General features: G+C 68.3%; 10 protein-coding genes. 3 read left to right on the top strand and 7 right to left on the bottom strand.

Annotated features, from left to right (window positions below; all coding sequences use genetic code 11):
• The first annotated feature begins 114 nt into the window (after nucleotides 1-114).
• Nucleotides 115-1614 carry a glycerol kinase GlpK gene (gene glpK / locus FJU31_RS00680; RefSeq protein WP_150453070.1) on the top strand — a complete coding sequence of 500 codons (1500 nt, stop codon included), beginning with the start codon at nucleotides 115-117 and terminating at the stop codon, nucleotides 1612-1614.
• Between the two features lie 140 nt (nucleotides 1615-1754).
• Here glpK and FJU31_RS00675 read toward each other — a convergent pair whose 3' ends face one another.
• A complete protein-coding gene (locus tag FJU31_RS00675) occupies nucleotides 1755-2549 on the bottom strand; it encodes a MetQ/NlpA family ABC transporter substrate-binding protein (RefSeq protein WP_150453069.1) in 795 nt (264 codons plus the stop codon).
• A 28-nt stretch (nucleotides 2550-2577) separates the two neighbouring features.
• Nucleotides 2578-3549: a helix-turn-helix transcriptional regulator gene (locus FJU31_RS00670; RefSeq protein ID WP_116865223.1), complete on the bottom strand. Its 972-nt coding sequence runs from the start codon at nucleotides 3547-3549 to the stop codon at nucleotides 2578-2580.
• 80 nt (nucleotides 3550-3629) lie between these two features.
• Here FJU31_RS00670 and FJU31_RS00665 point away from each other — a divergent pair, with 80 nt between their 5' ends.
• Together FJU31_RS00665 and FJU31_RS00660 are read left to right on the top strand one after the other, a co-directional pair.
• Nucleotides 3630-4268, top strand: a complete 639-nt coding sequence (locus FJU31_RS00665; protein WP_150453068.1) for a hypothetical protein — start codon at nucleotides 3630-3632, stop codon at nucleotides 4266-4268.
• Between the two features lie 107 nt (nucleotides 4269-4375).
• Nucleotides 4376-5152: a DUF481 domain-containing protein gene (locus FJU31_RS00660; RefSeq protein WP_150453067.1), complete on the top strand. Its 777-nt coding sequence runs from the start codon at nucleotides 4376-4378 to the stop codon at nucleotides 5150-5152.
• Between the two features lie 166 nt (nucleotides 5153-5318).
• Here the strand turns inward: FJU31_RS00660 and hemC are convergent, their stop codons facing one another.
• The 5 genes from hemC to mdoH all read right to left on the bottom strand — a co-directional run bounded on the left by hemC (nucleotide 5319) and on the right by mdoH (nucleotide 11087).
• Nucleotides 5319-6230 carry a hydroxymethylbilane synthase gene (gene hemC / locus FJU31_RS00655; RefSeq protein ID WP_150453066.1) on the bottom strand — a complete coding sequence of 304 codons (912 nt, stop codon included), beginning with the start codon at nucleotides 6228-6230 and terminating at the stop codon, nucleotides 5319-5321.
• Nucleotides 6231-6662: 432 nt separating this feature from the next.
• Nucleotides 6663-7397: a LytR/AlgR family response regulator transcription factor gene (locus FJU31_RS00650; RefSeq protein WP_188115426.1), complete on the bottom strand. Its 735-nt coding sequence runs from the start codon at nucleotides 7395-7397 to the stop codon at nucleotides 6663-6665.
• Between the two features lie 4 nt (nucleotides 7398-7401).
• Entirely contained in the window at nucleotides 7402-8445 is a 1044-nt protein-coding gene (locus tag FJU31_RS00645) for a sensor histidine kinase (RefSeq protein WP_188115425.1), read from the bottom strand.
• A gap of 3 nt (nucleotides 8446-8448) precedes the next feature.
• Nucleotides 8449-9108 carry an alpha/beta hydrolase gene (locus tag FJU31_RS00640; RefSeq protein ID WP_108758933.1) on the bottom strand — a complete coding sequence of 220 codons (660 nt, stop codon included), beginning with the start codon at nucleotides 9106-9108 and terminating at the stop codon, nucleotides 8449-8451.
• Nucleotides 9109-9158: 50 nt separating this feature from the next.
• On the bottom strand, nucleotides 9159-11087 hold the full coding sequence (gene mdoH, locus FJU31_RS00635; RefSeq protein WP_150453065.1) for a glucans biosynthesis glucosyltransferase MdoH: 1929 nt from the start codon (nucleotides 11085-11087) through the stop codon (nucleotides 9159-9161).
• Nucleotides 11088-11448: the final 361 nt, after the last annotated feature.

The following is an 11448-nucleotide window of genomic DNA, read 5'->3' as shown; positions in this document are numbered from 1 at the left end:
CGGGGGGGGGGGGGGTTTTGTTTTTTTTTTTTATTTGCGGCGTTGCCCCCCCCCCCCCCCCCCCCCCCCCCCCCCCCTCGACTCTACCCACCCCATCGCCACCGGAGACGCCCCATGACGCCCCGCTACGTGCTGGCCATCGACCAGGGCACCACCAGTTCGCGCGCGATCCTGTTTGACCGCGCCGGCAACATCGTCGGCAGCGCGCAGCGTGAGTTCGGCCAGCTGTTCCCGCAGCCGGGCTGGGTGGAACACGATCCGCGCGAGATCCTCACCAGCGTCTACGCAACCATGACCGAACTGCTCAGCCGCGAGCAGATCGACCCGCGGCAGATCGCCGCGCTGGGCATCACCAACCAGCGCGAAACCACCGTGGTGTGGGACCGCGCCACCGGCCAGCCGATCCACAATGCCATCGTGTGGCAGTCGCGGCAGAGCCAGGCCATCTGCGAACGGCTGCGCGCCGATGGCCATGAAGCACTGATCCGCGAGCGCACCGGCCTGCTGATCGATGCCTACTTCTCGGCCACCAAGGTGCGCTGGATCCTCGACCACGTGGACGGTGCGCAGCAGCGCGCCGAACGTGGCGAACTGCTGTTCGGCACCATCGACAGCTGGCTGGTCTGGAACCTGAGCGGCGGCCAGGCCCACGTGACCGACTACAGCAACGCCGCACGTACCCTGCTGTTCAACATCCACACTCTGCAATGGGACGAGGACCTGCTGGCACTGCTGGACATCCCGCGCGCGATGCTGCCCAGCGTGCGCGATTCCAGCGCGGTGTACGCGCATACGCGGCCGCAGTTTTTCTTCGACCACCCGATCCCGATCGCTGGCATCGCCGGTGACCAGCAGGCGGCGCTGTTCGGCCAGGCCTGTTTCCAGCCGGGCATGGTCAAGAACACCTATGGCACCGGCTGCTTCATGCTGATGCACACCGGCACGCAGGCAGTGCGCTCGCGCAACGGCCTGCTGACCACCATCGCCTGGGGAATCGGCGGGCGCGTCGAATATGCGCTGGAAGGCTCGATCTTCATTGCAGGCTCGGTGGTGCAGTGGCTGCGCGACGGGCTGCACCTGATCGACCGTGCCAGCGACAGCCAGGCGCTGGCGGCGAAGGTCGACGACAGCGGCGGCGCCTACCTGGTGCCGGCCTTCGTCGGCCTGGGCGCCCCCTACTGGCGCAGCGATGTGCGCGGGGCGATGTTCGGCCTGACCCGGGGCACCAGCAAGGCGCACTTCGTGCGCGCTGCGCTGGAGGCGATGGCCTACCAGACGCGTGACGTGCTCGATGCGATGCAGTCCGATGCCGGCATTGCCCTGAGCGAACTGCGCGCCGACGGCGGTGCGATCGGCAACGATTTTCTGGCCGGGTTCCAGGCCGACATCCTCGGCGTACCGCTGCTGCGGCCACGGCTGACCGAAACCACCGCGCTGGGAGCGGCGTACCTGGCCGGGCTGGCGGTGGGGTTCTGGGAAAGCCGCGAGCAGATTGCCGCGCAGTGGGGCCTGGACCAGCGCTTCGAGCCGAAGATGGACCCGGCGCGACGCGAGAGGCTGTATGCAGGGTGGCAGCAGGCCGTGGCCGCCACCCTCGCCTTCCACGTCGATTGAGGGTGGTAGCGCCGGGCCGGCCCCGCCCCCCCCCCCCGACGCCCGGCCGGGGCCCGGCCCACCCCCAAAAACCAAAACCCGCCCCCCCCCCCCCCCCCCCCCCCCCCCCCGGCCGGCCGGCCCCCCCCGCTACCCCAACATCAGAACGCCGGCAGCACCGCGCCCTTGTACTTGGTCTCGATGAAGGCCTTCACCTGCGGGCTGGTCAGTGCCTTGGCCAGCTTCTGCACGCGGGCGTCGTCCTTGTTGTCCGGGCGCGCGACCAGGAAGTTCACGTACGGCGAATCCTTGCTCTCGATCGCCAGCGCATCCTGGGTCGGGTTCAGGCCGGCATCCAGCGCGTAGTTGGTGTTGATCAGGGCCAGGTCGACCTGGTCCAGCACGCGCGGCAGCATCGCCGAATCCAGCTCGCGGAACTTCAGCTTCTTCGGGTTGGCGATGATGTCGCGCTGGGTGGACAGGGCGTTGCTCGGATCCTTCAGCTCGATCACGCCGGCCTTGTGCAGCAGGATCAGCGCGCGGCTGTTGTTGCTCGGGTCATTTGGGATGACCACGTCGGCGCCTTCGCGCAGGTCGGCCAGCGACTTGACCTTGCGCGAGTACGCACCGAAGGGCTCGATGTGCACGCCGATCACCTTGGTCAGGTCGGTCTTGCGGTCACGGTTGTAGGCATCCAGGTACGGCTCGGTCTGGAAGTAGTTGGCGTCCACCTGCTTCTGCACCAGCTGGTCGTTGGGCTGCACGTAGTCGTTGAACACGCGCACGTCCAGGTCCACGCCTTCCTCCTTGAGGATCGGCTTGACCACTTCCAGGATCTCCGCATGCGGCACGGCGGTGGCGGCCACCACCAGCTTCTGCGAGGGCTCGCCGGACTTGCCGCAGGCGGTGAGGGCCAGCGCAGCGACGAACAGGGGCAGCAACAGGGTCTTCTTCATGGGGGCAACGGGTCTCTCGGGGGAGGGATCAGGAATGTTCGTAGTTGGTCAGGGCCAGGCTGAGCAGCGCCTTGGCCTGCTCGCGCAGCATCACCGGCTCGACGATCTCGGCGTCGGAACCGTAGTGCAGCACGTCCATCAGCAGCTCGCGCGAGACGCTGTAGGGTACCTTCAGTTCGTAGCGGCCATCGGGCAGGAACCGGCCCTGCTGCTTGGAATGCCAGTGTTCGTCGGCCACCCAGCGCGCGGCCTTGGCACTGAACAGGATGGTCGCCCAGCCCTTGGGTGGGCCGGAGAAGATGCCGTAGCTGGCACCCAGCTGCTCATCCAGCTCGGTTTCGGCCACGTCGCGGGCACCGTTGTCGACCACCCGCGCCTTGTGCACGCGGTCCACCGCAAAGCTGCGCAGGGCATCGCGATCATGGTCCCAGGCATCCAGGTACCAGTTGTCGCGGTAGTGGGTCAGGCGCTGCGGCGACACGGTGCGCCGGGTCGATTCGTCGGTGGAACGGGCGCGGTACTCGAACGCCAGCTGCTTGCGCTCCAGCACGGCCGAAGCGACGGTGCGGAAGCTGCCTTCGTCGAACTTGCGGCCGCGGTGCGGGATCACCCGGACCCGGTCGACCGGCCAGTTGGAGACGCCGGCCTGCGCCGCCAGCAGGCTTTCGATGCGCTGCTGCAGCGGCGCCAGCACCGACGACAGCACGCCGCCGCCGGTCCGCGCCAGCAGGTGCTGCGAGGCCAGCAGGGCATGCAGCTCCTCCGAGCTGAGCCACAGCCCGGGCAGTTCGAAGCGGTCGCTTTCGTCAGCCTGGTAACGGAAGCCGGCCTCGCCGTCGCCCTCGATCGGAGCCATCAGCGCGTCGCGCAGGAAGGCCAGATCACGGTAGACGGTGGCACGGGAACAACCGAGCTTGTCCTGCAGGGTCGCCACCGTCACCGGATAGCGTGCGGACTTGAGCAGACGATGCAGGGCGGTGATGCGTTCGTATCGGTCCATGCCCCGATTATGTCCGAGTCGCGGGCGTTGTGCGGGGGCTTTGGGCTATCGTGGGCGCCCCTGCCCCCATGGAACGCCCGATGCGCCGCCTGCCTGCCCTGCCCCTGCTGGCCTGCCTGCTGCTGGCCGCCTGTGATCGCGCCCCGGCACCTGACGCTGGCACGCCCCCCGCTGCAGCCCCGGCCTTGGCCCCTGCACCGGTGCCGGCCGCCGCGGCCGTCGATCCGGCGCAGGCGGTGCGCGTCGCCAGCGAGCGTCTGGCCGGAATGCGCAGCTTCCACGCCGAGCTGGACGTGCTGGGTGCGGCCCAGCCGGTGCACAGCGCGATGGACTTCGTCGCCCCCGACCGCTTCCGGCTGCACACTCCGGCGGGTGTACAGACGATCATCGGCGACACCATGTTCCTGCAGGCCGGTGGCGCGATCCAGCAGGTGCCGACGCCGCCCGGCCTGCTGGAACAGTGGCGCAGCCCGCTACCCGCCGATGCCCCGGCAACCCCGCTGCAGGCCGAGGATCTGGGCCGGCAGTCGCTGGACGGCGTGGATACCCGCCATTACCGGCTGGTCAGTGCCGCCGGCGAGCGCCTGGAGTACTGGGTAGATGACCAGGGACTGCCACGGCAGATCGTGCGCAATGGCAGCAACCAGGGGCGTCCGTACCAGCTGCGCCTGCGCTACTCGCGCTTCAACGACCCCGCGCTGCGCATCGACCTCCCCTGAATGGGCGATGGCGGTAACGCCTGCTGAAGCGCCGTTGCCGACCCGTTCTGATGGTCAGGGTGCTTCCAGTATCATCACGGGTTGTTAACCGCTTCGGAGAGCCCTCGATGTCCCTGCGCGTGTCCCTGCTTGTGCCCCTGCTGCTGTGCGCACCCTTGGCGTATGCCCAGGATGCCTCTGAACTGGCGGCGATGACGTCGCCGTGGAGCGGCAGCGGCGGCGAACTGGGCTTCGCCGCCGCCAGCGGCAACAGCAGCACCGAGAGCTTCAACGGCGCCCTGCGCCTGCGCTACACCGATGGCGACTGGGTGCACACCATGGACCTGTTCGGCCTGCGCTCCAGCTCCAAGGTGACCGAGACCGCCGACGACGGCACCACCACCCGCCGCGACAACACCACGGCCAGCCGCTACACCGGCGCCGCCGGCAGCGCGCTGCAGCTTGGCGAACACCGCCAGCTGTTCGCCAAGGTGCGTACCGAGCGCGATGACTTCGCTACCTACGATCGTCGCAGCTCGTTCGGCCTGGGCTACGGTACCCGCCTGTTCAACACCGAGAAGTTCTCCTTCGACGCGCTGATCGGCCCGGGTGTCAGCCGTACCCACAGCACCGAAGACGACCGCACCCGCACCGGCCTGATCGGCCAGGGCCAGTTCGAACTGAAGTACGCCATCACGTCCAACACCGACCTGATCAACAACCTGCTGGTCGAATCGGGCTCGTACAACACCTTCGGCCAGAACGATTTCGGCGTGTCGGTGAGCATGAACGAGCACCTGGCCCTGAAGGCCGGCTGGCAGGCCCGTTACAACAGCGACGTGGCCGACGACAAGCGCAGGACCGATACGTTGACCACGATGAACGTGGTCTACAAGTTCAAATGAGAAACGGGCGCCCCAGGCGCCCGTTCTTTATTTGTAGAGTCGAGCCATGCTCGACTGATGCTGGCCAGCCAGTCGAGCAAGCTCGACTCTACGGAAGGCCCAGTCGAGCATGGCTCGACTCTACAAAAGCGGGGTCGAGCATGGCTCGACTCTACAGAGGCGCGGTTCAGACGTTCAGCAGCTCGCCTGCGCCACCATCCAGCAGCATCTTCGCCACCTGCTGGCCCAGGGATTCCGGGTCACTGGCCGGGCCCACCGCTTCGGCACGCACCGCCCGGCCATCACTGACACTGCCGACCATGCCCTGCAGGTGCAGGCCCTGGCCCTCCCACTGCGCGATGGCCGCCACCGGCACATGGCAGCTGCCGTGCAGCGCGCGGTTCATCGCCCGCTCCGCTTCGACGCAGGCACGGGTATCGGCGTCATCCAGGCGGGCGAACAGTTCCATCAGCCGCGCGTTGCCACCATCGCATTCCACCGCCACCGCGCCCTGCGCCGGTGCCGGCAGCCACTGCGGCGGCTGCAGGCGGGCCACGATGCGGTTGCCCAGTCCCAGGCGTTCCAGCCCGGCCACGGCCAGCACGATGGCGTCGTAGCCACCGTTGTCGAGCTTGGCCAGGCGCGTGTTGACGTTGCCGCGCAGGTCCAGCAGCTGCAGGTCCGGGCGCAGCGCGCGCAGCTGTGCCTGGCGGCGCAGCGAGGACGTGCCGACGCGCGCACCGATGGGCAGCGCATCCAGCGAGGCGTACAGGTTGGAGATGAAGCCATCAGCCGGATCGTGGCGGGTCAGCATGGCCGGCAGCGCGAAGGGCGCATCCAGTTCCATCGGCACATCCTTCAGCGAATGCACCGCGCAGTCGGCATCGCCGCGCAGCATGGCCAGCTCCAGCTCCTTCAGGAACAGGCCTTTGCCGCCGATGGCGGCCAGCGAGCGGTCGAGCACCTCGTCACCGCGGGTGCTCATCGGCACCAGTTCGACATGCAGGCCGGGGTAGGCCTGGCGCAGGCGGTCGGCGACGTGTTCGCTCTGCCAGAGGGCGAGCGGGCTCTTGCGGGTGGCGATGCGGACGGTTTCCATGCCGACATTATCGCGCCTATCGGCGAGATACGGCCAACGGCGGAGCCCCTTGTGGCAGGTGCGTTGGCTGGATCCATCGCGCTTTGCCGGATGGGTGGGCCGCGCAGGGGACGCTGCTAGTACGTCCCTGTAAGCTCGGTCGCCGCATCCATGCGGCTCACGCCCCTGCGCAACCCACCCACCCGGCCTCTGACAGTTTCCGCGCGCACCAGCCACGGAAGATCAAAAGAAAAGCAGAGCAACAGCGGATCGCTTCGCTGTGAGTCGAGCATGGCTCGACTCTACCTGTCCCTCCCCTCCCGATAACAACAATGCTCTGCTCTTGCCGTCCGACCCAGCACGTAAAAACAACGAGCCATGACGCGCTGTGGCTGTGGCTGTTGCTTCAGACGTTGCCCGTAAGCAGTCGCGGCCGCAGGCCGCGCGAGAACTTCACAGATGCCGCAGTTCCTGCTTCAGCGTCGCCACGCACCGCCGGCTCACTTCCAGCGGCTGCTTGCCATGCCGCAGCACCGCCTGCACCTGCCCGCCCACGCCCCGCCGCAGCTCCACCAGTTCATGGCGGGCCACCAGGCAGTTGCGGTGGATGCGCACGAAGCGGCTGGTGAATTCCTCTTCCAGCGACTTCAGCGATTCCTCGATCAGGTCTTCGCCGCGCGCGTGGTGCACCACCACGTACTTTTCTTCGGCCTGCAGGTAGTGGATGTCGTCCAGCGGAATCAAGCGCAGGCTGCCACGCAGGCGCGCGCACAGCATGCTGCGCGCCTGGCCACCGCTGTGCTCGGGCTGGCCATCGCGGCCGGCCAGGAACGTGCGCGCGCGCGCGATGGCCGCGGCCAGACGCTCGGCACGTACCGGCTTCATCAGGTAATCGATCGCCGCTGCCTCGAACGCCGACAGCGCGTGCGCGTCGTAGGCGGTGCAGAACACTACCGCCGGCCGCGGTTCGAAGCTGGCCAGGTGGCGCGCGGCTTCCAGGCCATCCAGCCCGGGCATGGCGATATCCAGCAGGACCAGGTCCGGCTGCAGTTCCGCGCACGCGTGCAGGGCCTGTTCGCCGTTGCCGGCCTCGGCCACCACGTCGATGCCCTCCTGCGCCGCCAACAGGCTGCGCAGGCGCTCGCGGGCCAGCGGTTCGTCATCGGCGATGACTACCCTCACGCTCATTCCCTCACTGGATCGGCACTGTCACCTGGCAGGCATAGTAGCCTTCGCTCCAGCCGGCCGTCATCCGCGCGGAACGACCGAAGCGCCACGCCAGCCGATGGCCGATGCTGTGCTGCGCGTGGCCCGCACCCCGCGCCAGGGCCAGCCCCGGGGCCTGCGGATCCGGCGCCGGATTGCGAACTGTGATCTGCAGCTCACTGTCCTTGCAGGCCAGCAGCAGTTCGATGGTGCCGCCCTCGGGCAGGCGCGAAATGCCATGCAGCACCGCGTTTTCCACCAGGGGCTGGAGCACAAGGCGCGGCAGCGGCAGATCCCAGGGCAGCGGTTCCTCGCGCTGCCAGCGCACCTGCAGGCGTTCGCCCAGGCGCAGCGATTCAATCGACAGGTAGCGCTCGGCCAGCTCGCACTCGGCCTGCAGGGTGGAATCACCTTCGCCGGCACCCAGCGCGGCGCGGAACAGATCGGACAGATCCAGCACCGCGCGTTCGGCCACGGCCGGGTCGCGATGCAGCAGGCTGGCGATCAGGTTCATGCTGTTGAACAGGAAATGCGGGCGGATGCGCGCCTGCAGTGCGTCGGCCTGGGCACGCGCGTTGGCCTGCACCTGCGCGGCCCAGCGGTCACTCACATAGAAGTAGCGCAGCGCCAGCGCGGTGATCAGCGCCGTCGTCGCGGCACTGCCCAGGGTGAAGCGCCAGAAGCTGATGCCGCGGGTGAAGTTGTCACCCAGCACCGCGTAAAGGGCATGGACGATGCCCGCACAGGCCACGGCGATGAGCGCCGACAAGGCGATGGCCAGCAGCGCGCCCAGCACCTCGGGCAGGGTCGGCAGTGCCCGCCGCAGTAGGCACAGGCAGGCGCTGACCACCAGCGAAAGCCACAACGCGAAACCACTGGCCGAGGCCAGCTCGCCCAGCGTCCAGTGGCGGCTGCCATCCGGCGCCAAGGCCAGCACCACCACCACCAGTTCGGCCAGGCCCAGCATCGCCAGCACGCGCGGCAGGCGGCACAGTTCCGGCATCCACGGCGGGCTGGCGCTGGCTGCCATGGCTCAGGCCACGCCCAGCCGTTCCTGCAGCCAGTCGCCCAGTGCCTGGATCTCTTCGGCACAGACCTGGTGCGCCATCGGGTAACGCTGCCACTGCAACGACAGGCCCAGCGTGCGCAGCACCTGCGCGCTGTGCTCGGCCACCGCCAGCGGAATCACCGGATCGCCACTGCCGTGGGCCATGAACACCGGCACGTCCACAGCACCGTCGACGCGGCGGGCCGCTTCGGCATCGGGCAGGTAGGTAGACAGTGCGATCAGGCCGGCCAGCGGCGCGGTGCGTTCCAGTGCTGCGCTGAGGATGACCGCGCCGCCCTGCGAGAAACCGGCCAGGAAGATGTGGTCGGCGGCGACGCCGCGCTCGATCTCGCGCGCGATCAGCGCATCCAGCTGGGCCACCGATTCACGCACGCCGGCCATGTCGGCACGCGAGCGGAAATCCATGCCGACGATGTCGTACCAGCCGCGCATCGGCACGCCGTTGTTGATCGTGATCGGCCGCACCGGTGCATGCGGGAACACGAAGCGCAGCGCCGGCCAGTGCGGGCGCACCAGCTCGGGCACGATCGGCGCGAAATCATGGCCATCGGCCCCCAGCCCATGCAGCCAGATCACCGACCACTGCGGCGAGGCGCCGGTTTCCTGTTCCACCGTTTGCAGCATGATGCGGCTCCTTCAAGTTCGAGCCGCATTATGCCGCCGCCATGGGCCGATCAGTACAGCGGCGGCTGCTCGGCGGCTTCGCGGCGCAGCTCGGCGGCACGCACCAGCACGGGCGGCGGCGTGTTTTCCTCGGGGATGTCCAGCAGCCCCCAGCGGTGCAGGAAGCCACCCGGGCCACGCGAGGACGTCAGCGCCACCACCGGAATGGCCAGCACCATGCCGATCACCACCGGTGCCATCCACACCGCCAACGAGGGCGATACCGCCCAGGCCAGCATGCCCATGAAGGCGCCAAACAGACCCAGCCCACCATAGCTGCGGATCAGCGCCATCCAGGAAATGCCACCGTCGTCGCGCTGCTGGGCGTCCCAGCCCGAATCGCGGCCGGACAGCACTTCGGCCACGCCGCGCGACTGCACGTACATCACCACCGGCGCCATCAGCGCCGCCAGCACGGTTTCCACCAGCATCGACACGAACGCGCGGAAGGCGCCACCGCAGCCACGGCGGTCAACCGGGTCCAGCAGCATGGCCAGGTAGCCCAGCACCTTGGGCAGCAGCAGCACGGCCATGGTCGCGCCGAACAGGCGCACCACCTGCTCCTCGTCCTGCGCACGCCAGTAGAGGCTGGGCGACAGGTGCAGCAGTGCATTGAAATCGATGCCTTCCTGGAACAGCGGGATGGCGATGCCGATCAGCATCAACATGCCCCACATCGGCGCGGTGAAGTAATGGCCGATGCCGATCAGCATGTGCACGCGGCTGATCCAGTGCAGGCCGCGGCTGCCCACCACCTTGCCGTGCTGCAGGTTGCCCTGGCACCAGCGGCGATCGCGCACCAGCATGTCGGTCAGGGTCGGCGGGCCTTCCTCGTAGCTGCCGCCCAGGTAAGGGACCATGTGCGCGGCCCAGCCGCCCCGGCGCATCAGCGCGGCTTCGACGAAATCGTGGCTGAGCACGTGGCCGCCGAACGGCTTGCGGCCGGGCAGTGCCGGCAGGCCGGCCTGGTCGGCGAAGGCGCGGGTACGGATGATCGCGTTGTGGCCCCAATAGTTGCTCTCGGCGCCGTGCCACCAGGCCACGCCGCGGGCGATGACCGGCCCGTACACGCGGCCACCGAACTGCTGCATGCGGGCAAACAGGGTGCGCCCGCCGATCACCGACGGCAGGGTCTGGATCAGGCCGACGTCGGCGTTGTGTTCCATGCCGGCGACCAGGCGCACGATGCTGTCACCGGTCATCAGGCTGTCGGCGTCCAGGATCAGCATCTGCGGGTAGGCGCCGCCGAAACGGCGCACCCAGTCGGCGATGTTGCCGGCCTTGCGCGCACCGTTGTCGCTGCGGCGGCGGTAGAACAGGCGCACCCGGCCATCGGGCACGAGTTCGCGCAGCTCGTTGAAGACACGCTCCTCGGCGCGGGCGATGTCCTCGCGGCGGGTGTCGCTGAGCACGAAGAAATCGAAGCGTTCCAGCTGCCCGGTGGCGGCCACCGATTCGTAGATCGCGCGCAGGCCGGCCAGCAGCCGTCGCGGGTCCTCGTTGTAGGTGGGCATCAGCAGCGCGGTGCGGCTGTGCACGATCGGCAATGGCTTGTCCGGGTCGATGCCCAGGCGGTAGCCGCGGTCGAACACGGCGGTGAGGAAACCGGCCACGGCACTGGCGAAGGACAGCGCGATCCAGGCGAACAGGCCGACGAACAGCACCAGCAGGCAGGCCTCGAGCACGCTGATGCCGTTGGTGGACAGCACCCGCCACATCATCCGCGTGGCCACGGCGGTCATCGCCGCAGTACCACCGAAGAGGTACAGGCGGCGGAGCTTGATCATGCGCGGCGAGGTGCGGTGACGAGGGACCTTGAGCTTGCCTTCGCGCAGGGTCTGCTCGGGCATCTGCAGGGGCGCTTCGGGCGGCAACAGCGCCCAGCCGGCATCCAGCTCGGGGTTGCCCGGGCCAGCGTGGGAGGTGGTTTGAGCTTCCATCGCGTCTACTCCGCCCAGACAGCGTGGCTGGCCATCCTGGCCAGGCGGCGTGCACCAGGGTTCCCCGCGCGCATTCCCGGCGCCCGCACTTGTCCTGCCTGCGACAGCGTCACGCCGCGCAGTAGATGTCTGTCACTACCGGAACCCACACGATCTCCAACGCGGCGGAATCGAAAATGCGGCCCAGCATAAGAGGGAAAACGTAAGCCGGACGCGAAGGGTCAGCGCACGCATTCTCCCCATTCAGCAAAGTGCAGGGGATGGCCGGCTCAGGCATGCCGCCCTCCCGTACAGGGTGGCTGAAACTGGATCGTGCAAAATGAGAATTAATCTCAAATACGGGATCCTGCGTCCCGTCAGT

This window comes from Stenotrophomonas cyclobalanopsidis (assembly GCF_008710035.1).
GTDB lineage: Bacteria > Pseudomonadota > Gammaproteobacteria > Xanthomonadales > Xanthomonadaceae > Stenotrophomonas > Stenotrophomonas cyclobalanopsidis.
The sequence above is the reverse complement of the archived record's forward strand: the minus strand, read 5'-3'. Positions and strand labels throughout refer to the sequence as shown.